Here is a 23764-nt window from a genome sequence, read left to right on the forward strand (position 1 = left end):
GGATTCAGGCCGCAGGGGGAAGAGCAAATGGTACGGGGCGGCCAGCGCGCGCCGCCGCCGTCACCGCCGCGGGGAGGAGTCGATGCTCGGCGGCCAGGACCCGCGCCGCCAATGACTCCGGCGTGTCACCCGGCTGCACCGGCACCCGGGCCTGCCCGAGGATCGCGCCGCGGTCGTAGACCTCGTCCACCAGGTGCACGGTGGCGCCACTCTCGGTGTCGCCAGCCGCCAGCACCGCGGTGTGGACACGCCCGCCATACATGCCCGGGCCGCCATGCTTCGGCAGCAGTGCCGGGTGAATGTTGATGATCCGGCCATGGTAGGCCGCCACGACGACCGGGGGCACCAGCTTCAGGTAGCCCGCCAGGACCAGCAGGTCGACTCGGCCACCCTCGAGCGCGGCCAGCCACTCGGCGCCATCCCGGTGGCTCTGGAGCCGATGCGTGGCGATGCCGCGCCGCGCAGCCGCTTCGAGCGCCGCGGCATCACGGTCGCTGAGCACGAGCACCACGTCGGCCCCCGTGCTCGGGGCGTCGCAGAGCGCCAGAAGGTTGCTGCCGCGGCCCGAGACCGCCACTGCCACGCGATAGCTCACAGCCCTTCAATCTAACGAGGAGACCCCGGATCGCGGGGGCAGATGGGCCCTCAGCGCGCCGAGGTCAGCAATGCGACGGCAGCGCGGAGGTCGGCGGCCACCGGAAACCCGAGCGTGCCGGTCTCCTCGACGTGTCGGGCCCCATCGCCGGTGCGGACCAGGACGGCCTGGGCGCCGAGTGCTCGGGCTGGCAGGAGGTCGCCAGGGCGATCGCCGATGCACCACGAGCGTGCCAGGTCGATCCCGAAGCGCTGCGCTGCCTGCCGATGCATCGCGGTGCCTGGCTTGCGGCAGTCGCAGTCGTCCTCGCGCCGGTGCGGGCAATGGTAGACCGCGTCGATGGTGATGCCATGGGCAGAGAGCTGGCGCTGCAGTTCGGCCTGCACCGCCTCGAAGTCGGCCTCGGTGAAAAAACCCTGCCCGATGCCGGACTGATTGGTGACGATGATGCGGAGGTAGCCGAGGCGCGTCAGCTCGTGCAGCGCCTCGATGACACCTGGCAGGAGGACGACACCCGCCGGATCGGCAAGGTGGCCGGGGTCCTCGATCAGGGTACCGTCGCGATCGAGGAAGACGGCCGGCGGATGGTCGGTCATCCGCGTGTCGGCCTGCCGCGGGTCGAGTCGGGACGCGCCTTGGCGGTCGAGTCCTTTGTGGTGGCGAGTGAATCCGCCTTGGTCGGTGCAGGTTTCCGTCCCTCGACGCGAATCCGGAGCGTCGTCGCCACTCCGCCGCCAATGGTCCGGACGCCGTGGAGCTCGACCACATAGCTGGTCGCGCTCTGCACCACGCCGGCAGTGCGCACCATCAACCGCGTCGTGAGTGGCGGCCGCACCTGCTCGACCGAGTCGGGCGGCGGTGCCGTCGGCGCACCGCGGATCGGCCGTCGAGCAGCCGGGGCTGCGGGGGGCGCGTCGGGCGGGGTGCTGTCGGCCTTGGCCGCCGCGGTGTCGTCCGGCGCCTTCACCGGCGTGAGGCCGCCGCGACCACGATAGAGCGAATCGTGCGCCGGTTGGGGGAGAGCCCCGATCGGTCCGATCGAGCTCGAATCGGGGAGTTGCACCACGCGGATCGAGTCGGCCGGCAGCGCGAAGCGTGGGTCGAGGGTCTGGGTGAGGACGACGCCGATCGTGAAGGAGTCGACGCGCTCCGCCGACTGGACGCGAGGCGGCGTCGAGTCGCGCGGGTAGGCCCAGATCTCGCCGACGACGTCGGTGGCCGGCGTCACGCGCACGGTGTCCCACGATTCCTTGGGCCCGCGACGGCGATTGCGATCCTGGTCGACGACGGCCGCGACGAGGAAGGTGCCACGCGGCAATGGGCCGAATGCAAATCGGCCATTCGAGTCCGCGAGCGTGCGGTAGGGCAGGGAGTCCGGCAGCAGCAGCGCCTCGATCAGCGCGAGCGGGACCGGGCGTTGCGTGCCCCAATCGACGGCGCGTCCAATCAGGTAGCGCCCCGGCAGCGTGCCACCGGTCGCGAGCGTGATGACCGACGCCTGCTGCGAGACGTTCGAGGGCTCGCGGATGTCGCGGATGCCTGGCGCCAGCTCGATGCGATAGACGGTGTTGGGGCGCCAGCCGTCGCGCGGGCGGACCAGCAGGCGGTTGCGCTTCCACTGCACGCGGGGGATGACGCTGTCCGGGGCCGGCGAGAGCATGACCAGCCGCTCGAGTTCGCCGTTGCCGGTGCCGAAGTTCGGCTGCGTCCCTTCGGAGATGATCTCGTCGAACTTGAATTCGACCCAGCCATCAAAGCCGTCGAGCACCCGCACCGAGTCGGGGATGGTGCCGATGAGCAGTGGCGGCGTGCCATCGGCGGGCCCTCCCGGGGGAGGGGCCATGCGCGCGCAGCCGGCGAGCAGGCTCGCCGCGAGGGCGAGCCGCTTCAGTCCGTGCACCCGAGGGCGGTGCGCTTGGCGCGCAGCGCCTCCGCCTGGGCACGCCACGCGCCGAGCTTCTCGCGCTCCTTCTCGATGATCGCCGCCGGCGCCCGCGACACGAACTGTTCGTTGCCGAGCTTGGTCTCCTGCGCGGTGACCAGCGCATCGAGCTTGTCGGCCTCGGCACCGAGGCGCGCGCATTCCTTGGCGATGTCGACCAGATCGCCGAGCGGCACGAAGACGATCGTGCGATCGTCGAGGACGATGGTGCCACCGGGCTCATCCGGCGCGGCACCGATCGTCAGGGTCTCGATCTTGGCCAGTCGGCGCACCGTCTCGCCCTCGGCCGCCAGCGCACGCGTGGCCACCGGGCTGGCATCGCTCACGGTGACCGAGACGGTCTGCCCCGGCGCCACCGCATACTCGGCGCGCAGGGCGCGCACCGCGCCGATGATGGCCTGCGCGGCGCCGAACTCCTCGAGCGCGGCCGCATCCGCGCGGCCGTCGGAGGCTCGTGGCCACGCGGCCAGGGAGATGGTCGCGTCCGGTGTCGAGTTCGGGAGCCGCTGCCAGAGCGCCTCGGTGATGAACGGCATCACCGGGTGCAACAGGCGGAGACCCTGGTCGAAGACGTGGGCCGCGACGGCGCGCGCCGTCTCGCCACCAGGGGCGTTGCCATACAGGCGCGGCTTCACCTGCTCGACGTACCAGTCAGCGAGGTCGCTCCAGAGGAAGTGGTACACCGCGGCGGCCGCGTCGTTGAGCCGGTAGCGCTCATACTGCTGCGTCGCCTCGCGGATGGTCGCCTCGGCGCGCGCCAGAATCCAGCGATCGGCAAGCGTGAGGTCGCGCTCGTCGATCGACGCGAGCGGTGCGGCGCCGGCCTCGAGGTGTCCGAGCAGGAAACGCCCGATGTTCCACAACTTGTTGGCGAAGTTGCGACCGGGCGCGAACGAGACGTCGAGATCGGCGGGATCGAGAATCAGGTCGGTGCCCACCGCCATCCCGCTCACCATCGTGTAGCGAAGGGCATCGGCGCCGAAGCGATCGATCACCTGGAGCGGATCGATGCCATTGCCCAGCGACTTCGACATCTTGCGATGCTGGGTGTCGCGCACGGTGCCATGCAGGTACACGGTGCGGAACGGCACCTCGCCGCGGAAGGCGAGGCCGGCCATGATCATCCGGGCCACCCAGAAGAAGAGGATCTCCGGGGCCGTGACGAGCGTGGCGCCAGGATAGAAGGCGCGGAGATCATCCGTCTCCTCCGGCCAGCCGAGCGACGAGAAGGGCACCAGCCACGACGAGAACCAGGTGTCGAGGACGTCCTCGTCCTGCCGCACGCGCCCGCCGCAGGCGGTGCACGCCTCGACATCGGTGCGCGAGACGATCGTCTGCCGGCATCCCTCGGCCTCGCAGTACCAGACCGGGATGCGATGTCCCCACCAGAGCTGGCGCGAGATGCACCAGTCGCGGATGTTCTCGAGCCACATGGCGTAGTTGTCGCCCTGGCGCTCGGGGAGGAAGCTCACGCGGCCGTCGCGATACGCCTGCAGCGCCGGATCGGCGAGCGGCTGCATCTTCACGAACCACTGGTCCGAGAGGCGCGGCTCGACCACCGTGTCGCAGCGGTAGCAATGGCCCACCGCGTGGCGGTGCGCCTCCACCTTCTCCAGCAGTCCGAGCGCCTCGAATTCGGCGACCACGCGCTTGCGCGCCTCGAAGCGATCGAGACCGCGGAAGCGCTCCGGCACGGTGTCGTTCATCTTCGCGTCGTCGGTCATCACGTCGAGTTGGGCCAGGCCGTGGCGCTTGCCGATCTCGAAGTCAGTCGGATCGTGCGCGGGGGTGACCTTGACGGCACCCGAGCCGAAGTCGGCCTCGACCGCCTCGTCGCCGACGATCGGGATCAGGCGGTCGGCGAGCGGGAGGCGCAGCCGCGTGCCGATGAGCGCCAGGTAGCGCGGGTCGGTCGGGTGCACGGCCACGGCGGTGTCGCCGAGCATCGTCTCGGGGCGGGTGGTCGCCACGGTGACAAAGCCCTGCCCGTCCTCGCGCGGGTAGCGGAGGTGCCAGATCTTGCCGTCGGTCTCTTCCTTCTCCGCCTCCTCGTTCGAGAGGGCGGTGAGGCAGCGGGGGCACCAGTTGATGATGTACTTGCCGCGATAGATCAGGCCGCGCTCGTGCAGCGTGACGAACACTTCGCGGACGGCGCGCGAGAGATCCTCGTCGAGCGTGAAGTAGGTGCGCGACCAGTCGCAGCTGGCGCCGAGCGCCTTGAGCTGCTCGAGTATGACTCCGCCGGTCTCTTCGACGAAGCTGCGGACCCGCGTGACGAAGGCCTCGCGACCCACATCGAACCGGGTCAGCCCTTCCTTGGCCAGCAGCTTCTCCACCACGTTCTGCGTGGCGATGCCGGCGTGGTCGGTGCCGGGCACCCAGAGCGCCTTGCGGCCGCGCATCCGCTCGAAACGGATCAGCACATCCTGCAGCGTGTTGTTGAGCCCGTGACCGGCGTGCAGCACGGCGGTCACGTTCGGGGGCGGGATCTGGATGACGTACGGCTCGCCGGGGGCGTTGGCGTCGACCGTGTAGAAGCCGCGGTCCTGCCACCACTGGTACAGCGGGCCCTCGATGGCGCGCGGGTCGTATTGGGGGGCGAGCGGCTCGGTCACGCGATCGCCTCGTCACCCACGTCGGTCGCACCTAGCTGGACGAGGTCGTCCTCGCCGCGCACCAGCACGCAATTCACCAGCCGCTCCACCGTCACGGCCTCGGCCACGAGCCGCGCGGCGATCGAGCGCGCGCGCCGATCCGGCACCCAGCCATGCAGTTCGAGGGCGTTGCGGCCGACCGGCACGACTTCAAGCTGGAGGCCACGCAACCGCACGTCGGCGTCGAGCGCCGACTGGGCATCGTGGACCAGTTCGGCTACTGAGCGATCGCCGGCCGGGGTGGAGGAGCCTTCGCGGCGGCCGACCCGGGCCGCCCGGGGGCCGACCAGTTCTCCCACCAGAAAGCCGAGGGCGGCGCCCAGGGCGAGCCCGGCCGTGACGAGGCCGGCGGCGGCGAGGCCGTCAGGGCGGGAAGGGCGGCGGCGTGCAGCGAAACGAGGCATGATGCTAAAATACTAGGCTCGGTCGGCACGGCCTATGCCCTGCCGCCACGTGTGGAACCCTTTGCCAGGCTGGCCCCGATGACCGCTGCTCTCGACGCCCCGATCCGCGTGACCCTCCCCGATGGCTCCATTCGCGAGCTCGAGGCGGGGACCACCGGCGCGGCGTTGGCCGCGGCGATCGGGGCCGGACTGGCGCGGGCGGCGGTCGCGATCCGGGTCAACGGAGAAATTCGCGACCTCGGTCGGCCGCTCGTGGACGGCGATCAGGTCGCGATCCTGACCGAACGCGATGCCGATGCGCTCCCCGTCCTTCGCCATTCGGCGGCGCACATTCTCGCGACCGCGGTGCGGAAGATCTTCCCCGGCGCCGGGATCGGCTTCGGCCCGTCGATCGACGAGGGCTTCTACTACGACTTCGACGTTCCCCGGCCGTTCACGCCCGAGGACCTGGAGGCGCTCGAGGCGGCGATGGCCGAGGTCGTGGCCGCGGACTATCCGTTCGTCCGCGAGGAGGTCTCGCGCGAGGAAGCCAATGCCCGCTTCGCCGACGACCCGCTCAAGCTGGAACGGATCAGCGAGCTCGGTCCCGACGAGACGATCACGATCTACACCGACGGCCCGTTCGTCGACCTCTGCCGCGGGCCGCACGTGCCGAGCACGGCGAAGCTGAAGCACTTCAAGCTGCTCACGGGCGCCGGCGCGTACTGGCGCGGTGACTCGTCGCGGCAGATGCTGCAGCGGATCTACGGGACGGCCTACTTCAAGAAGGACGAGTTGGCGCAGCACCTCTTCCGGCTCGAGGAGTCGAAGAAGCGCGACCACCGGATGCTCGGCAAGCAGCTCGATCTCTTCATGTTCCACCCGTTCGCCCCGGGCGCGGCGTTCTGGACCGAGAAGGGGACGGTGATCTACAACGCGCTGAATGACTACATGCGCGCGCTGCAGCGGGATGGCTATCGGGAGATCCGCACCCCCTTGATGTACAACAAGGGGCTGTGGGAGATCTCCGGGCACTGGGGGAAGTACAAGGAGAACATGTTCCTCGTGCTCGACAACGAGAGCAACGAGCACGACTTCTCGTTGAAGCCGATGAATTGCCCGTCGCACCATCTGCTCTACGGCAGCAAGAAGCACTCGTACCGGGAGCTGCCGATCCGCTACGTGACCTACGACGTGTTGCACCGGAATGAAGTCTCCGGTGCCCTCTCGGGGCTGACGCGCGTGCGGCAGTTCGCGCAGGATGACTGCCACATCTACCTGATGGAGCGGCAGATCCAGGCCGAGGTGCACCGGCTGGTGCAGTTCATCCTCAAGTACTACGAGACCTTCGGCCTCAAGGCGACGCTGAAGTTCGCCACGCGGCCGGAGCAGCGGATCGGCTCGGACCAGCTCTGGGACGAGGCGGAGCGCGCGCTGCGCCATGCCCTCGAGGCCACCGGGCAGTCGTACGAGCTGAAGCCGGGTGACGGCGCGTTCTACGGGCCGAAGATCGACTTCGACGTCGAGGACGCCCTCGGCCGGAAGTGGCAGCTGGGCACCATCCAGCTCGACTACAACGCGGCCGATCGCTTCGACCTCTCCTTCGTCGGCGAGGACAATGCGGATCACCGACCGGTGGTGATCCACCGCGCCGTGAACGGCTCGTTCGAGCGCTTCATCGCCATCCTGATCGAGCACTTCGCCGGGGCGTTCCCGCTCTGGCTGTCGCCGGAGCAGGTCCGGGTCGTGCCGATCAGCGACGCGCAGCGCGATGCCGCCGAAGCGGTGACGGCGACACTGCGGGACGCCGGCATCCGCGCGACCCTGGACGACCGCAACGAGACGCTGAACTACCGGATCCGCGATGGCGAGATGGCGAAGGTGCCCTACCTCGCGGTCGTCGGTGGTCGCGAGGCGGAGAGTGGCGCCGTGGCGGTCCGCGTCCGCGGGGCGGGGAACAAGCAGGAGGTCATCGCGCTGACGGAATTCACGGCGCGGCTGGTGGAAGAGGTCAGGACGCGGAGTCTCGGCGCCTAGCCGGTGAGGGGTGAGGGGTGAGGGGGGCAAGGCCGTCATCCCGAGCGAAGCGAGGGATCTGCGTGATCGCGGGCACGCAGATCCCTCACGTTGTTCGGGATGACTCGTCCCCCTTACCCCTCACCCCTCACCAACAGACCCCGCACCCCTCACCCCTCACCGATTATCTTCCCCCGCGTCCTGAATCCTTGAGGTCGCATGTCTGACCAGCACATTCCCGTCATCGTCGCCGCCTGCCGGACGCCGATCGGTCGTTATCAGGGCGCCTTGTCCTCGCTTCCCGCGACGCGACTCGGCGCCCTTGCCATTGCCGACGTGGTGCGCCGCGCCGGCGTCGATGCCCAGCTGATCGATGAAGTGATCATGGGACACGTGGTGCAGGGTGGGACGGGGCAAGCCCCCGCCCGGCAGGCGATGATCCACGCCGGCCTGCCGGCCACCATCCCCGCCCTGACGATCAACAAGGTCTGCGGCTCCGGCCTCAAGGCCGTCATGTTGGCGGCCCAGGCCATCAAGGCCGGAGACGCGCAGTGCGTCGTGGCGGGTGGCATGGAGTCGATGTCCTCGGCGCCGCACTACCTCTACAACTACCGCAACGGCATCAAGGCCGGCAACCAGACCATCGTCGACGGCATGATCCACGACGGCCTCTGGGATTCGTTCGGCAACAACCACATGGGCGAATACGCCGAGTACACCGCCGAGAAGGCCGGGGTGTCGCGCGCGGATCAGGACGCCTTCTCGGCGCGGTCGCATCAGCGTGCCGCCGCGGCGCAGGCCGCGGGGAAGTTTGCCGCCGAGATGGTGCCGGTCGAGATCGCCGGCAAGGGTGGACCGACGCTGGTCACCGCCGACGAGTCGGTCCGGCCGGACACCACGGCAGAGTCGCTGGCCAAGCTGCGGCCGGTCTTCCGGAAGGACGGCACCGTGACCGCTGGCAACGCGCCGGGATTGAATGACGGCGGCGCGGCGATCATGGTCACCTCGCTCGCCTTCGCGAAGGCCCACGGCCTCCCGGTGCTCGCGCGGATCACCGGCTATGCCACGGGTGGCGGCGAGCCGAAGGAACTCTTTTTCGCCCCGATTCTCGCCGTGCAGAACCTGATGAAGCAGTCAGGGGCGACGATCGGCGACTACGACCTGATCGAAGCCAACGAGGCCTTCGCCGTGCAGGCGATCGCCGACGGCCGCGCCCTCGGCTGGAACGAGGACCGCGTCAACGTCAACGGCGGCGCGATCGCCCTGGGCCATCCGATCGGTGCCTCCGGCGCCCGCGTGCTCGCCACCCTGATCCACGCGATGCATGATCGCGGGGCCGCGACGGGGCTGGCGACGTTGTGTCTGGGTGGGGGAAACGCCGTGGCATTGAGCGTCGCGAAGGAGTGAATCGATGATCGATGATCGATCATCGATCATCGATGAACCACATATTCAACGCAGGTGCATCATGTCACAGATCGCAGTCATCGGTTCCGGCACCATGGGCAACGGCATCGCCCACGTCTTTGGCCAGCACGGCCACGACGTCTCGCTCATCGACGTCAATGCGGCAGCGCTGGAGAAGGCCAAGGCGACGATCGCCGGGAACCTCGACCGGCAGGTCAAGAAGGGGACGCTGGCGGCCGAGGCGCCGGCCGAGATTCTCGCGCGGATCACCACCGGCACCGAGCTCGCGCTCGCGGCGACGGCGTCGCTCGTGATCGAGGCGGCGAGCGAGAACCCCGCGATCAAGTTCGACATCTTCGCCAAGCTTGACGCGCTCTGCGGCCCCGACACCCTCCTCGCCAGCAACACCTCCTCCATTTCCATCACCGAGATCGCCGCCAGGACGAAGCGGCCCGCACAGGTCATCGGGATGCATTTCATGAATCCGGTCCCGGTGATGCAACTGGTCGAGGTCATCCGTGGGCAGGACACCTCGGATGCGACCACGGCCACGGTGATGGAGCTCTCGCGTGCGCTCGGCAAGACGCCGGTCGAGGTCAATGACTTCCCCGGCTTCGTCAGCAATCGCGTGCTGATGCCGATGATCAACGAAGCGATCTTCTGCGTCTTCGAGGGCGTCGCCACCCCCGAATCGATCGACACGGTCATGAAGCTCGGCATGGCCCATCCGATGGGGCCGCTGACGCTGGCGGACTTCATCGGGCTCGACGTCTGCCTCGCGATCCTGAACGTGCTGCACACCGGCCTGGGGGACGACAAGTACCGCCCGTGTCCGCTGCTGAAGCGGATGGTGGCAGCGGGGCACCTGGGGCGGAAGAGCGGGAAAGGATTCTACACGTACGGGAAGTAGCGCACCGTATCGATGATCGATCATCGATGATCGATCACCAGCCTCACCTTCTGACGGAATGGATTTCTCATGGACACCTTCGCCAGCATGCAGACCATGGGCCACGAGCAGGTGGTCTTCTCCCATGAACCGTCCTGCGGCTACTTCGGCATCATCGCGATCCACGACACCACGCTCGGGCCGGCCCTTGGCGGGACCCGGGTGTGGCAGTACGAGAGCACGGATGCCGCGCTGCACGACGCCCTGCGGCTGGCGCGCGGGATGACCTACAAGAGTGCGGTGGCCGGGCTGAACCTGGGCGGCGGCAAGGCGGTCATCGTCGCCGATCCGAAGCGCGCCGATCGTGAGTCGCTCTTCCGGGCGCATGGCCGCTTTGTCGAGTCGCTGGGCGGGCGCTACATCACCGCCGAGGACGTCGGCACCTCGCCGACCGACATGGAGTTCATCAAGCGGGAGACGAAGCACGTCGCCGGGCTGCTGAACCTCTCGGGTGACCCGTCGCCGGTGACCGGCTACGGCGTCTACGTCGGGATGAAGGCCTCGGCCAAGGCGAAATGGGGGAAGGACTCGCTCGCCGGCAAGACGATCGCAGTGCAGGGTTGCGGCAAGGTCGCGTACTACCTCATGAGCCACCTCAAGCAGGAGGGGGCGCGGCTGATCGTCAGCGACATCGATGAGCAGAAGGTGGCGCGGGTCGTGGATGAGCTGGGGGCGACCGCTGTCTCGGCGGATGCGATCTTCGATGCCAAGGCCGACATCTTCGCGCCGTGCGCACTGGGGGCGATCCTCAACGACGACACCATCGGCCGCCTGAAGGTCGAGATCGTCGCGGGCGGTGCGAACAACCAGCTCGCCGAGGAGCGCCACGGCAGGATGATCGAGGAGAAGGGGATCCTGTACGCCCCGGACTACGTCATCAATGGCGGCGGCGTGATCAACGTCTACGGCGAGCTGCAGGGCTGGACGATGGAGCGGGCCAAGCGGAAGGCGCAGGAGATCTACGACACGATGACCCGCGTCTACACCATCGCCGCCCGCGACGGCATCCCGTCCTACCAGGCCGCCGATCGCCTCGCCGAGGAGCGGATCAGCTCGGTGGCGGCGCTGAAGCGGATGTGGGTGGCGGGGGATCGATAGTCGTTAGGCCTTAGTCGTTGGTCGTTAGGAGGTCCTTCGACTTCGTCCGCTTCGCGGACTTCGCTCAGGATGACAGCATCGGCTTCTGTGGCCTAACGACGAACGACTAACGACCAACTGAGTATCTTCAGATATGAATGAACGCATCCCCATCGGCGCCGACCACGCCGGCTATGAACTGAAAGAGATCCTCGTCGCTGAACTCGAGCGGCGGGGCTTCGACGTCGAGGATGTCGGGACGCACTCCACCGAGTCGACCGACTATGCGGACTACGCGCACCCGGTGGCGCGCGAGGTGGAGACGGGGGAGGCGAAGCGCGGCATCCTGATGTGCGGGACCGGCCTGGGGATGAGCTACGCGGCCAACCGTCATCACGGCGTCCGGGCGGCGGTGGCCTGGACCCCGGAAATTGCCGCCCTCGCGCGGCAGCACAACGATGCCAACGTCCTGGTCCTCCCGGCGCGCTTCCTCGACGCCGACACCGCCCGCGCCATTCTCGGCGCCTGGCTGGACACGCCCTTCGAGGGTGGCCGCCACGAGCGCCGCATCGCCAAGATCGAGGACGCCACGTGACCGACGCCCTGGTGCATGATGCCCCGCTGACCACTGCCGATCCCACCATTGCCGGGCTGATCGGCAAGGAGTTGCGTCGTCAGCAGGAAGGGCTGGAACTGATCGCCAGCGAGAACTTCGCCTCCCGCGCGGTGCTCGAGGCGATGGGCAGCTGCCTGACCAACAAGTACGCCGAGGGCTACCCCGGCAAGCGGTACTACGGCGGCTGCGAGGTCGTCGACCAGGTGGAGCAGTTGGCCATCGACCGTTGCAAGCAGCTCTTCGGGGCGGCCCACGCCAATGTGCAGCCGCACTCCGGGGCGCAGGCCAACTTTGCCGCCTTCATGGCGGTGATCAAGCCGGGCGAGACGCTGATGGGCCTCGCGTTGCCGCATGGCGGCCATCTGACGCATGGCGCCCCGATCAACCACTCCGGACAGGTGTGGAAGTCGGTACAGTACGGCGTACGCGCCGACACCGGTCGGATCGACTACGATCAGGTGCGCGAGATGGCGCGCCGCGAGCGCCCAAAGCTGATCATCGCCGGCGGCTCGGCCTACGCCCGCATCATCGACTTCGCCGCCTTCCGGGCGATCGCCGACGAAGTCGAGGCCACCTTCCTCGTCGACATGGCCCACTTCGCCGGGCTCGTGGCGGGCGGCGTGCACCCGAACCCGCTCGAGCACGCGCACATCGCCACGTCCACCACGCACAAGACGCTGCGTGGCCCCCGCGGCGGCATCATCCTCTGCCATGAACCGCATGCCAAGGCGATCGACAAGTCGGTCTTTCCCGGGAGTCAGGGCGGGCCGCTTGAACATGTGATCGCCGCGAAGGCCGTCGCGTTCGGTGAGGCGCTCACCGAAGATTTCCGGGCGTATTCCCGGCAGGTGGTCGACAACGCCCACACGCTCTCGGAAGCGATGGTCGAGCGCGGCTACGCAATTGTCTCGGGCGGCACCGACACGCACCTCATGCTCGTCGACCTCCGGCCAAAGGAGCTGACGGGGAAGGAGGCCGAACGCGTGCTCGGCGAGGCGGGCATCACCGTCAACAAGAACACCATCCCGGACGACCCGCAGTCGCCGTTCGTGACCTCCGGCATCCGTCTCGGCACGCCGGCGATCACGACCCGCGGCATGGGCACGGCCGAGATGGTGCGGGTCGCGGAGTTGATCGACCAGGCGCTCGTCGGCCGGCATGACGCCGCGGTCCTGGCGCGGGTCAAGGGCAGCGTCGAAGAGCTCGCCGGCAAGTTCCCGTTGTACGCCACGACCGGGACCCGGGGCTGAGCAGCGTGCCGGATCTCCAGTTCGCTGATGGCGTGCTTGCGCGCATCCGTGCCGTGGCAGGGACGGAGTACGACGAACGCGCGTATCTCTTCATGCTGGAGGCGATCGAGTTCCTCCAGGAGCGGCTCGACGCGCGCCGGCACGTCACCGGGGCGGAGCTGTCGTGGGCCTGTCGCGACCTCGCACTCGAGCGCTTCGGGCTGCTGGCGCAGTCGGTGCTCGAACATTGGCGGGTCACGCGGACCGCCGATTTCGGGCGCATCGTCTACGCACTCGTCGCGATCGGCCTGCTGAGCGTGCAGCCGGGTGACCGCGAGGAGGACTTCCTCGACGTCTACGAGTTCGCCGGCGCCTTCGACACGATCGGCGCGATGCGCTGGGACCCCGCCGCATAGTCCAGCCGTTCGCTCCCCCCCCATACTCTGCACTGGATGCGAGGCAGTCATGCCGCTGTTGCGTCGATTTCTTCCCGGTGTCGTGGTCGCCATCGCCGCGTGCTCGACCGGTCGGGCGCCCACCGTCGGACCCGTCACGCTCGAGTCGAGGTTGGCCGCCGCCAAGCAGGCAGCCAGCGAGATTCGCGAATCGGATATCCGACGTGATGTGGACTACCTCGCCTCCGACGCCAACATGGGGCGCCGCACCCCGTTCCCGAATGCGCCCTCACCCGGCTATGACTCCGCCGCCAGCTATATCGCCCGACGGCTCAAGGAGCTCGGCGTCAAGCCGATGGGCGACAACGGCAGCTACTTCGCGCACTACACGGTGACCCGGTCCACGCTCGACACGACGCGCGTCGCGGGGTCGATCGGAACGGAGCCGTTGAAGTGGGGCGATGACTTCTATGTGTTCAGCTTCCTGGTCGGCGGGGTGCGTCAGTCGGACGTGATTTATGTCGGGGATGGCCTCGCGCGACGCAAGAAGGGGATCGACCCCTACGCAGGCTTCGACATCAAGGGGAAGTGGATCCTCGTCAATCCCGTCACGGTGCGCGGGCAGGTGCGGAGCGGCGGGGTGCTTGGCGCCCCCGACACGATGGGCGTCATGGGAGTCGACTACACCACCTACCTGGAAGAGGCGCGGTTCAAGGGGGCGCTCGGGATACTGCTGGTCCCCACCCCCGGCTTGCTGAACGGCTGGAACCGTCGCGCGACCACAGGTCAGGATCTCAATCCGTCACCCGGGGTGGCCTACGCCCAGTATCAGGTCCCCCGCGTGGTCCTGTCGGAAGCCGCCGTCAGAAGGTTGCTGGCAGGCACCAGCGTTTCGGCGGCCGAGGTCCTCGCGGCGGATGCGACCAAGCGCTACCCGAAGTCGGCCGCGCTCGGCAAACGCGTCAGCATCAACTTTGCTGCGACGACCGCCGAGGCGCACCCGTACAATGTGGTGGGGTTGTGGGAAGGATCGGACCCGAAGCTGAACGACGAATGGATCTCGCTCGCCGCGCACCTCGACGGTGCGGTCCGCGCCGGAGGCGAGATTCCCGGCAACAAGCTCCCCGACCAATACAACGCCGCCGACGACAACGCCAGCGGCAGCGCCGGCAATCTGGCGGTGGCGCGTGCCATCGTCACCGGCCCGAGGCCTCGGCGTTCCATCCTCATGATCTGGGATTCTGGTGAGGAGACGGGGCTGTGGGGGACCCGGTTCATCGCGTATGGCCCGTGGTCGAGCAAGCTGGTGCTCCATGTCAGCAACGACATGATCGGGCGCAGCCGTGCGCCCAACAGCGCGCGCATCCAGAATCTCTCGTCGGCGGATTCGATCTACGTCACCGGGCCGAAGTTGCTCAGCAGCAACACGCAGGCGAATCTGATGCGCGCCGCCAAGGAATTCCCGTTCATCGCCCTCGATCAGGTCTACGAGGACGTGACCAGCGAGTTCTATTATCCCCGGACGGACGCGGGCCCGTATCTCGAGAACGGCATTCCGATCATGCAGTTCTTCAACGGGACCACCCCGGAGTACCACCAGCCGACGGATGAACCACGCCTCCTCGACATCGCCAAGATCGCCAATGTCTCGAAGCTCTCCTACGGGGCGCTCTGGCTGGCTGCTGACGATCCGGAGCGCCCGACGTGGGATGGCCCGGTCCCGTACACCCTCTGGTGGGTAACCCCGAAGAACCGATGAGCATCCGGCGGGCGGTGTAGCTTTCGGACATGCCTGTCATCCCCGTGGTCACGCCTGATCAGGCCAAGGCGTGGGATCAATTGGCCGAGTCGAGTGGTCGCCCGCTCCGCACACTTATGGAGAGTGCGGGGCGTGCCGTCGCGCAATTGATCCTTGAGCGCGTCGGTCCGCAGGCGGCGCAGGGTGTGCTCGTTGCATGCGGCGCTGGGCACAACGGTGGCGACGGCTGGGTGACAGCGCGCCTCTTGCACCGGCTCGGACTCCCGGTCTGGGTGGTCGAGAGCGAGCCGGCGCGCGCGCTGCTCACCCAGAGGGTGCGGGCCGACGCGTTGGCCGACGGCGTCCGGACCGTCGCGATCGACGGCCCGTGGCTGCTGGGCACTGGGGCGCACGGCGCACCGCGTGCCCCGATCGACCACCTGTTGCATCGGATCGCCGATCTGCAGCATCCGATCATCGCCGTCGATGGGCCATCGGGCCTCGACCTCGCGACGGGTGTCGCCTACGGCGCGCTTCCCGCCGCCCTCACCGTGACCTTCGGCGCGCCACGGCGTGGGCATCTGCTCGCGCGGGATGAAGTGGGTGACCTCGCGGTGGTCGAGATCGGACTCCCGGCTGCCGATCCGTCATGGCCCACGCTCGTGCGGCGTGAGTGGGCGGTGAGCCGCCTCGCGCAGCTTCCCTCGCGGAGCCACAAGGGCACGCGCGGCCGCGTGGTGATCATCGGTGGGAGCGAGGGGATGACCGGCGCGGCTCGGCTCGCCGCTCGCGCCGCGTTCGGGGCGGGCGCTGGACTCGTGCACGTGGTTGCGCCGGTCGGAGCGGCGACCACGCTGCGCACCGCGGAACCCGACCTGCAAGTGCTCGAGCATCCGTTCGCGGCACCGCTCGAACATTCCCTGATGGCCCTGCTGCACGGCGCCGATGTCGTCGTGATCGGGCCCGGGCTGGGACGCGCCGCCGAGCGCCGCGACTTCGTCCTGGCCGTCCTCGGCGAGAGCGCGCGCGCGGTGGTCGATGCCGACGCCCTGATCGCCCTGCGTGATGCGCTGCAGGAGCTTTCCGCCGTTGCCGCGCGGAGGCCGTTGGTGCTCACACCACATCTCGGGGAGTTTCGCGCCCTCTTTCCCGGCTGCAGTCAGGCGCTCGAGACGGATCCGTGGGGTGCCGCCGAATCGGCTGCTGCCATGGTCCCGGCCACGGTGTTGCTGAAGGGCGTGCCGACCGTGATCGCGCAGCACGGCCAGCCGACGCGCACCGTGGCGGCCGGCAATCCCGGACTCGCCACCGGCGGCAGCGGCGATGTGCTCTCCGGGATACTCGGTACCATGATGACCCAACTCGACGACCCGCTCGACGCCGCGGCGGTTGCGGCGCAGGCGCTCGGGGACGCCGCCGATCACGCCGCCCGCCGCACCACGGCCCGTGCGATGCGCCCGATGGATGTGATTGCCGCGCTCCCCGATGTCTGGCGCTGGTGGGGCCGTGCGGCACCGGCGCCGCGCGCACCGGTGGTGCTCGACCTCCCCGCGCCGAGGCGCGAGTGATGCGCCGGTTGACGGTGGTGGTGGCGGCGCTCCTGGCGGGGTGTGGTCCCGCGATCGGGGGCGGGGCAGGGCTGCCGACGCCCGCGAGTCCGTTCCGGCCGGAGGATCGGGTCGTCCTCGGCAACTTCGCCAGCGTGAACGCGATCGCCACGGCGTATGATCGGGTCTTTGTTGCCTTCCCGACAGCCGTTGGGCTCTGGCGCCCGCTGACGCAGCGGTGGGAGGTGCCGCGGACGCCGCCGCGCCCCGGGATGCTGCGTGACGTCCGGCTCGCCATCCTCGACCCGGCCGATCAGTCGCTCTGGCTCGGCACGGCGCAGGGATGGATTCACTACACCCCGCTGCTCGAGCGGTGGGACGAGGGTCCGCTCCCCGGGACGCCGACCGCCATCGGCGTCGATCCGGCTGATGCGCTCGGCGGCGCGTGGTTCCGGATCGACGGACGCTGGTATCGACAGGCCCGCATCGGCGGCGCGACACAACCCGCGACCCCATCTCGCTCGCTGCAGATCGCGCCGACGATCGACGATGCGCTGCGCGATGTGCCGCAGCTCCGCACCATCGCACCTCGACTCGTAACCGGCCCGGGGTTGGAGCAGGGTCGGCTCACCGCCGCGGCACCGCTTTCCGACGGCGCCACCTGGCTGCTCGGTACCAGCAATCTCGGCGTCCTCAAGCTTGACCGGATCGGTGCCACCGCACCGCCACTATCGCTCGGTCTGCGGGGCACTGCTGTCGGGGCGATCGCGTTGCTGCCGGATGGCATCTGGGTCGCCACCGACGCCGAGCTGCGCACCTCGGCCGAGCTGGCCTTCCTGCCCCTCGATCTCTCGACCAGCACCAGCGTCGACGGCGCACCGCCGTTCGGGCTGCCGTTCGCGGCGGCACGGCGGATTGTTGCCTCGGACCGCGCGCTCTGGCTGGCGACCGACCAGGGGGTGGTGCGGCTCACGCTTCCCGACCGGCGGACCACGCGCTGGAACGAGGTGAATGGCTTGCCCGATCCGCGCACGGCAAGCCTCGTGCTGCACCAGGGTCGGATGGTGGCGGGTACGATGCGCGGACTCGCGGAATTGCATGATGATGGCACGGCCGAACGTTTGGCGATGCGATTCATCGATCCTGCGTACGCGCTGCTCTCGCGCGGTGACACGCTCTGGGTCGGCACGCCCTTCGGATTGCGGGCGTGGATGCCGGGCGAGGTGGGGCTCGCGGAGCCCGAGGGGCTCGCCCGGCTGGGCGCGGCGCACGTGCCGGTGCGCGGCATCGGCTACGTCGCCGACACGCTGGTTGCCATGACCGAATCCCAATTGCTCTGGCGCGATCCCGTCACGGGCGCCTGGACCGTGGGACCGCTGCTTGCCGGATTGGGCCGACTCACCGCCTTCGCCATCACCTCGGATGGCATCTGGGTCGGCGGTGATCGTGGCGCCGGGTTCGTTCGGCCGATGTCGCCGCTGATGCGCATCCTGTATGCACCGACCGACCTCCCCGGTGGCGTGACGGCGATCGCCAGCGAGGGGAGCTACCTCTGGATCGGCACCACGGAAGGACTGGTGCGTCTGCGGTTGCAAGGGCGATGACACGCATTCCGCTGGCTGGCGGGCGCGAGTTCGACCGGATTCGTCAGATTGCCGAGGCGCTTGGACCGTCAGCCGGCGACCTCGGTGACGACACGGCGGCGGTCCCGATGCTGCCCGGCGTCCTGGTTGTCTCGACCGATGCCTCCGTCGAGGAGGTGCACTTCCGACGTGACTGGTTGACGCTCCCGGAGATCGGCTGGCGGGCTGCGGCGAGCGCGCTCTCCGACCTGGCGGCCGCCGCCGCGACACCAGCTGGTCTCACCGTCGCCGTGGTGGTGCCCCCCGACCTCGACGACGCAGGGCTTGCCGCCGTGATGTCGGGCGTCGGCGAGGCGGCGCAGTCCGTGGGGTGTCGCGTGCTCGGCGGTGATCTCTCGGCTGGCCCCTCCCTGGCCCTCACGGTCACGGTGCTCGGCCATGCGCGGCCGGCGCCGATGTCGCGGCGCGGCGCGCGGCCAGGCGATGGTGTGTACGTGACCGGGGCGCTTGGTGCTGCACGTGCGGCCCTCCTCGATTGGCTCGACGGCGAACGGCCGAGCCCCGCAGCGCGGATGGCGTTCGCGCGCCCGCAGCCGCGCATCCTCGCGGGGCGGTGGTTGGCTGCGCAGGGTGCCACGGCGATGATGGACATCAGCGATGGGCTCGGGGGTGATGCGGCCCACCTGGCGGCGGCCTCCGGCGTCGGGCTGCGTCTCACCCTCGAGCGCTGTCCGATCCATCCTTCGGTCCATCGGGTGGCCGCCCGTCGGGGCGAGCCATTCGCCACGTTCGCGGCGGTCGGTGGTGAGGATTACGAGCTGCTGGTGACGCTGCCCCCGGACTTCGGGGCGGTGCGCGAGTGCGAGCCGGCGGCCGGGGTGGCCCTGACCAGGATCGGCGAGGTCGTGGCCGGTACCGGGGTCGAGGCGACCCTGCATGGCGTCGTCGTCCCGCTGGCGGGCTTTCAGCACCGCCTTTGAGCCGGGCCGCCGTTGATTCCGCTGGCGGCCCCGTCCATCCTTCCACGCTGGTTTCCCCCCTTTACCCAGTCCGAGATTCCCGATGAGCACCATCATCGAAGTGACCGCCCGCGAAATCCTCGATTCCCGTGGTAATCCGACCGTCGAAGCCGAGGTGGTCACCGCCTCCGGGGCACGCGGCCGGGCCGCCGTGCCGAGTGGCGCGTCCACCGGCGAGAAGGAGGCGGTGGAGCTGCGTGACGGCGATCCGGCGCGCTACGGCGGCAAGGGCGTGCGTGGCGCGGTGCGCAACGTGATCGAGATCATCGGGCCGCGGCTCGAGGGAATCTCCGTCTTCGAGCAGATCGCAATCGATGCCGAGATGACCGACATCGACGGCACGCCGAACAAGGCGAAGCTCGGGGCCAACGCGATCCTCGCCGTCTCGATGGCGACGGCGCGTGCGGCGGCCACGCAGCTCGACATGCCGCTGTATCGCTATCTCGGTGGGCCGATGGCGCGGGTGATGCCGGTGCCGATGATGAACATCATCAACGGCGGCGCGCACGCGAGCAACAACGTCGATGCGCAGGAGTTCATGATCGTGCCGGTCGGCGCCGAGGAGTTCAGCGAGGGCTTCCGGATGGGAGTCGAGGTCTTCCACGCGCTCAAGAAGGTGCTGAGTGGCAAGAAGTTGTCGACGGCCGTCGGCGACGAAGGCGGCTTTGCGCCGGACTTGCCGAGTAACGAGGCCGCGCTCGACGCGGTGATGGAGGCGATCGAAAAGGCCGGCTACCGTCCCGGCGCCGACATCGCGATCGCGCTCGACGTGGCGGCGTCGGAGCTCTACCAGGATGGCGGGTACGTCTTCAAGAAGGGCGACAAGTCGCGGCGCTCGTCCGAGGAGATGGTGGCGCTGTATCAGGGTTGGTGCGCCAAGTATCCGATCGTGTCGATCGAGGACGGACTGGCCGAAGGGGACTGGGCGGGCTGGACGCACATGACCGAGGTGCTGGGTGACAAGTGTCAGATCGTCGGCGACGACCTGTTCTGCACCAACGTCGAGTTGCTCGGCCGCGGGATCGAGGAGGGTGCCGCGAATGCGATCCTGATCAAGGTCAACCAGATCGGCACGCTGACGGAGACGCTGCAGGCCATCGAGATGGCGAAGTCGAGTGCCTTCGGCGCAATCATCTCCCACCGTTCAGGCGAGACCGAGGACACCTTCATTGCGGACCTGGCGGTCGCCACCGGCGTGGGGCAGATCAAGACCGGCAGCGCGTCCCGCACCGACCGGATGGCCAAGTACAATCAGCTGCTCCGGATCGCCGAGGAGCTCGGGCCCGTCGCGCACTACCCCGGTGCGGAGCTTTATCCGCAGTGACCGTCGGTCGCTGGCTGGCGCTCGGGGTACTACTCCTCGCGGTCGTCTTCGGCTTCCGGGGGGGGATGTTCACCGTGGGTGATGCCCGGGCGCTCGGGCGCGAGGAGGAGGCGCTCCAGGCGGAGATCAAGTCGCTCCATCGGCAGGTCGATTCGCTCCGGAGCTTCCATGATTCGCTGGAGACGTCGCCGGTCGTGCAGGAGCGGGTGGCCCGCGAGGAATGGGGGGTGATCCGGCCCGGAGAGATGTCGATCCGGCTGGAGCGAGGGGATTCGGGGGGGCGGTAGGAGCCGGGACGTTCCCTTCGGAGGGGTGGTTTGCTACTTTTGCGTCCCGGTCGCCCGTGAGTGGCCGCCTGGCAGGGTAGCTCAGCTGGTTAGAGCACGGCACTCATAATGCCGGGGTCGCCGGTTCGAGTCCCGCCCCAGCTATTCGTCAAAATCAATCGTGGCAACAAGATGGCGCCATCCCCAATCGGGATGGCGTCATCTTCATTTGCCCCTGAACCAAGGATTGAACCAGGGCAACTCTTCATACTCAGGCTACCCCGCTCACGGCATGGCGCAATTCCATCCGATCGAACATCTGCGCCATCGCTGCCAGCGAAGGTTGGAAGCGCATGTAGACCTTGTTGACCATCTGGGTGCTTGCATGGCCAAGCTGCGCCGCGATACACTCGGTCCCAACCCCTGCCTTCGCTGCCGAGCCACGTAAGACGTTCCACTGCTGCAACTTAGCCGGAGTCGACCAGTGCGCAGGAACGTTTCGTTTTGCAGCCTCATCGCGGATATCTTCCCTGATCGCACTTCACGGGAGCCCGCGCCATGACGATCCGCCGCCAACAACTGGTCCTTGTAGCACTCATCACGGCGTGCGGCACGGCGCAGGTCGATCGAAGGCTGTCCGACACAGTCGCGTTCGATGTCGCCTCATCCGCGGAGCGCGCGGTTCCGCTCGACGAAACGATGCATCCATCGCTTACGCTTGGCGGATTGCAGGCCAACCCGGATGATGAGTTTGCCTCGGTGGCAGGCCTCGTCTCGCTGGGAGACGGTCGCCTGGTGCTGGTTGAGGAGCACCGCGTGAGGATGTTCGATAGCAGCGGTGTGGAGCGGTGGCGGTACGGCCAGGCAGGCTCGGGACCCGGTGACTTCCGCATGCTCGGAGCGCCATGCCACTTCCATGGCGACACGTTGGTGGCGATGGACGTCGGCAACGCGCGGCTTGCGTACATCGTCGTCGGGGTCGGCGTCATTGCCACGGTGCCGGTGGAGCAGGAGCGGATGCGCGATGGCGCCTGCTCCGGCAACGGAGCGGTCCTCCTCACCCGGAGCGTGCGCGACTCCGCGCCCGGGACGTGGACTGACGAGGTCATCAGGCGCGGCGCGCCGATGGAGCCTGCGCGCACGGTGCATCGCGCGCCCGCGCTTGGGCGAGAGGTGGTCGGGGCGGGTCCGTTGATGGTGGGCTTCTCGGATACGCTGATCTTCGTTGGCGATCCGAATCGCGGTGAAATTCTCCTGTTGACCGCAGAGGGAAAGTTCCATCGACTGCTTCAATGGGCCGGCCCCCGGCGTGAAGTCACCGACGCCAACATTCCCGCGCACTACGGTCGCGCTCCCCGCGGGGCAACACCCGAGCAACTGGAAAGGTACTGGGCTGAAGTACGGGCCCGGCCGCGTGCCGCGCATTGGCCGGCGTTTGCTGACGTGGCGGCCGCCTCGCACGGTCACATCTGGCTCTGGCCGACGATCGCCGCCGGCGCGGATGCAGGAACCACCACCGTGCTCTCGCTCGAGGGAGCGGTGACCGGACGAATTGCACTGCCGCTGCCGAGCGCAGCCCGTCGAGTGTTCGTCCTCGCGCTGCTCCCCGATGGCGTGGCCATGATGCACACGGATGCGGATGGTGCGGAACGGATCAGTGTCGTGCCATACCCCCAGGCGCTCAAGTAGCGCGGGAAGCATCGCGACCTCACTCGCCCGCGGCTCGAGTCCCGCCCACCGTGCTTCCCCTTACAACCTGCACCCCCTCGCCGTCAGATGGGGGCGGTGAAGGGCTGGCGTTAGGTCGAACGCCGGCACCGGGTCGGCGGGCTGGCGCTCGAATTGCCCTTCCCGTCCGTGGCAGGATTGCAGTTTCGCCTGAAACGGAGGGTTGTCATGCCGAACACCTGCGCTGCACCGCCTGAATCGCTCCCCCTCGACCTCCTCGACGACGCCAGGGCGGTGCCTTCCGAGCTCGGCATGATGCAATCCGTGCTCGACGCGATCCCCTCGGCTGTCATCATTCTGGACAGCGAACGGCAGGTCTTCTTCGCCAATCGGGCCGCCGCACGCCTGGCGGGGAAACTCGGGCACACCGACGTCCAAGGGCTGCGAGTCGGCGAGATGGTCGCCTGCCGGCACCTGGACAGCGATGGCTCGGGCTGCGGGATTGCCAGGGGGTGTCGGACGTGCGGTGAGCTTCAGGCCTCCCTCACGGCGCTCCGTGGTCAGGAGGTGACCACCGAACAGCTGATCACGACGCGGTCGGGCGATTGCTACGAACTCCGCGTCACCGCCTCGCCGTTCGCCTGGCAGGGCGACGAGTACGCGTTGCTTGTGTTGAGCGATATCAGTGCCGAGAAGCGGCGGGATCTGCTCGAACGGGTCTTGTTCCATGATGTCCTGAGCATGGCCACCGGGGTATCCGGGCTCCTGGCAGAGACCGCAAAGGAGCCCGCGCTCTATCCCGTGATCGTGGACGACCTCGTGATGTCGTCCCAGGCGATGGTCAACGAGATCAAGGGCCAGCAGCGATTGCTCGACGCCGAGCGCGGCAAGCTCGTCATCCTGCCGGAGCCTGTCGCGGCGAACCATCTGCTGCACGAGGTGCGCGAGGCGTTCCAGTTCCATCCTGCGGCAATGGGGAAGGAGATCGCCCTCGAGGCCGACCTCCCCTCGTTCGTGCTGCGCTCCGATCCTCCCTCCTGAAGCACATTCTCGGCAACCTGTTGAGGAACGCGCTGGAGGCGACCCTTCCCGGGACCACCGTGCGACTCGGCGCCGCGCGTGCTGGAGCAGGCTGCGAGTTCTCGTGCTGGAACGAAGGAGTCATTCCGGCCGAGATCCAGCGTCAGATCTTCCAGCGGAGCTTCAGCACGAAGGGGAGCGGCCGTGGGACCGGGACCTACAGCCTGCGGCTGTTCGTCGAGGTCTACCTTGGTGGCCGGGTCGACTTCACCTCGACCAAAGCAGCAGGGACGCGCTTCTTCATCTGGCTGCCGATGGGGTAGGAGTGAGGTCGCC

General features: G+C 68.5%; 21 protein-coding genes and 1 tRNA gene. 17 read left to right on the forward strand and 5 right to left on the reverse strand.

Annotation, left to right across the window (positions count from 1 at the left end):
- Positions 1–4 precede the first annotated feature (4 nt).
- From IPP98_14820 to IPP98_14840, 5 genes are read right to left on the reverse strand one after another with little or no spacing between them, the layout of a single operon-like run.
- Positions 5–595, reverse strand: coding sequence for a phosphoribosylglycinamide formyltransferase (locus IPP98_14820; GenBank protein MBL0180368.1), 591 nt, complete (start codon positions 593–595; stop codon positions 5–7).
- Positions 596–645: 50 nt separating this feature from the next.
- Positions 646–1191, reverse strand: coding sequence for an HAD family hydrolase (locus IPP98_14825; GenBank protein ID MBL0180369.1), 546 nt, complete (start codon positions 1189–1191; stop codon positions 646–648).
- A complete protein-coding gene (locus IPP98_14830) occupies positions 1188–2495 on the reverse strand; it encodes a hypothetical protein (GenBank protein MBL0180370.1) in 1308 nt (435 codons plus the stop codon). The genes IPP98_14825 and IPP98_14830 overlap by 4 nt, the downstream gene beginning before the upstream one ends.
- Positions 2483–5152: a valine--tRNA ligase gene (locus IPP98_14835; protein MBL0180371.1), complete on the reverse strand. Its 2670-nt coding sequence runs from the start codon at positions 5150–5152 to the stop codon at positions 2483–2485. Before IPP98_14835 ends, IPP98_14830 begins: the two co-directional genes overlap by 13 nt.
- A complete protein-coding gene (locus IPP98_14840; GenBank protein ID MBL0180372.1) occupies positions 5149–5595 on the reverse strand; it encodes a hypothetical protein in 447 nt (148 codons plus the stop codon). The genes IPP98_14835 and IPP98_14840 overlap by 4 nt, the downstream gene beginning before the upstream one ends.
- Before the next feature lie 78 nt (positions 5596–5673).
- Here IPP98_14840 and thrS point away from each other — a divergent pair, with 78 nt between their 5' ends.
- The 17 genes from thrS (at position 5674) to IPP98_14925 (ending at position 23751) form a co-directional block, all read left to right on the forward strand.
- Positions 5674–7611, forward strand: a complete 1938-nt coding sequence (gene thrS, locus IPP98_14845) for a threonine--tRNA ligase (GenBank protein MBL0180373.1) — start codon at positions 5674–5676, stop codon at positions 7609–7611.
- 198 nt (positions 7612–7809) lie between these two features.
- The gene (locus IPP98_14850) at positions 7810–8997 is read left to right on the forward strand and encodes an acetyl-CoA C-acyltransferase (protein ID MBL0180374.1); all 1188 of its coding nucleotides are present in this window, start codon (positions 7810–7812) and stop codon (positions 8995–8997) included.
- Positions 8998–9058: 61 nt separating this feature from the next.
- Positions 9059–9907 (forward strand): 3-hydroxybutyryl-CoA dehydrogenase, encoded by an 849-nt coding sequence (locus IPP98_14855; protein ID MBL0180375.1) that lies wholly within the window; start codon positions 9059–9061, stop codon positions 9905–9907.
- Between the two features lie 69 nt (positions 9908–9976).
- On the forward strand, positions 9977–11044 hold the full coding sequence (locus IPP98_14860; GenBank protein ID MBL0180376.1) for a Glu/Leu/Phe/Val dehydrogenase: 1068 nt from the start codon (positions 9977–9979) through the stop codon (positions 11042–11044).
- Positions 11045–11177: 133 nt separating this feature from the next.
- Positions 11178–11618: a ribose 5-phosphate isomerase B gene (rpiB, locus tag IPP98_14865; protein ID MBL0180377.1), complete on the forward strand. Its 441-nt coding sequence runs from the start codon at positions 11178–11180 to the stop codon at positions 11616–11618.
- A gap of 26 nt (positions 11619–11644) precedes the next feature.
- Entirely contained in the window at positions 11645–12889 is a 1245-nt protein-coding gene (locus tag IPP98_14870) for a serine hydroxymethyltransferase (GenBank protein MBL0180378.1), read from the forward strand.
- Positions 12890–12894: 5 nt separating this feature from the next.
- Positions 12895–13284 carry a hypothetical protein gene (locus tag IPP98_14875; GenBank protein ID MBL0180379.1) on the forward strand — a complete coding sequence of 130 codons (390 nt, stop codon included), beginning with the start codon at positions 12895–12897 and terminating at the stop codon, positions 13282–13284.
- A 49-nt stretch (positions 13285–13333) separates the two neighbouring features.
- Positions 13334–15022, forward strand: a complete 1689-nt coding sequence (locus IPP98_14880; GenBank protein MBL0180380.1) for a M28 family peptidase — start codon at positions 13334–13336, stop codon at positions 15020–15022.
- Between the two features lie 29 nt (positions 15023–15051).
- The gene (locus tag IPP98_14885; protein MBL0180381.1) at positions 15052–16569 is read left to right on the forward strand and encodes an NAD(P)H-hydrate dehydratase; all 1518 of its coding nucleotides are present in this window, start codon (positions 15052–15054) and stop codon (positions 16567–16569) included.
- On the forward strand, positions 16569–18152 hold the full coding sequence (locus tag IPP98_14890) for a hypothetical protein (GenBank protein ID MBL0180382.1): 1584 nt from the start codon (positions 16569–16571) through the stop codon (positions 18150–18152). Before IPP98_14885 ends, IPP98_14890 begins: the two co-directional genes overlap by 1 nt.
- The gene (thiL, locus tag IPP98_14895) at positions 18149–19111 is read left to right on the forward strand and encodes a thiamine-phosphate kinase (GenBank protein MBL0180383.1); all 963 of its coding nucleotides are present in this window, start codon (positions 18149–18151) and stop codon (positions 19109–19111) included. The genes IPP98_14890 and thiL overlap by 4 nt, the downstream gene beginning before the upstream one ends.
- 82 nt (positions 19112–19193) lie before the next feature.
- Complete coding sequence (eno, locus tag IPP98_14900) at positions 19194–20474, forward strand: phosphopyruvate hydratase (GenBank protein MBL0180384.1); 1281 nt, start codon at positions 19194–19196, stop codon at positions 20472–20474.
- Positions 20471–20761 (forward strand): septum formation initiator family protein, encoded by a 291-nt coding sequence (locus tag IPP98_14905; GenBank protein ID MBL0180385.1) that lies wholly within the window; start codon positions 20471–20473, stop codon positions 20759–20761. Before eno ends, IPP98_14905 begins: the two co-directional genes overlap by 4 nt.
- 69 nt (positions 20762–20830) lie before the next feature.
- A tRNA-Met gene (locus IPP98_14910) sits at positions 20831–20906 on the forward strand.
- Positions 20907–21298: 392 nt separating this feature from the next.
- Positions 21299–22429 (forward strand): hypothetical protein, encoded by a 1131-nt coding sequence (locus IPP98_14915; protein ID MBL0180386.1) that lies wholly within the window; start codon positions 21299–21301, stop codon positions 22427–22429.
- Positions 22430–22636: 207 nt separating this feature from the next.
- Positions 22637–23449: a PAS domain-containing protein gene (locus IPP98_14920; protein MBL0180387.1), complete on the forward strand. Its 813-nt coding sequence runs from the start codon at positions 22637–22639 to the stop codon at positions 23447–23449.
- A 20-nt stretch (positions 23450–23469) separates the two neighbouring features.
- Positions 23470–23751 (forward strand): ATP-binding protein, encoded by a 282-nt coding sequence (locus IPP98_14925; GenBank protein MBL0180388.1) that lies wholly within the window; start codon positions 23470–23472, stop codon positions 23749–23751.
- Positions 23752–23764 lie beyond the last annotated feature (13 nt).

The sequence above is a fragment of the Gemmatimonadota bacterium genome (assembly GCA_016720805.1).
GTDB lineage: Bacteria > Gemmatimonadota > Gemmatimonadetes > Gemmatimonadales > GWC2-71-9 > Palsa-1233.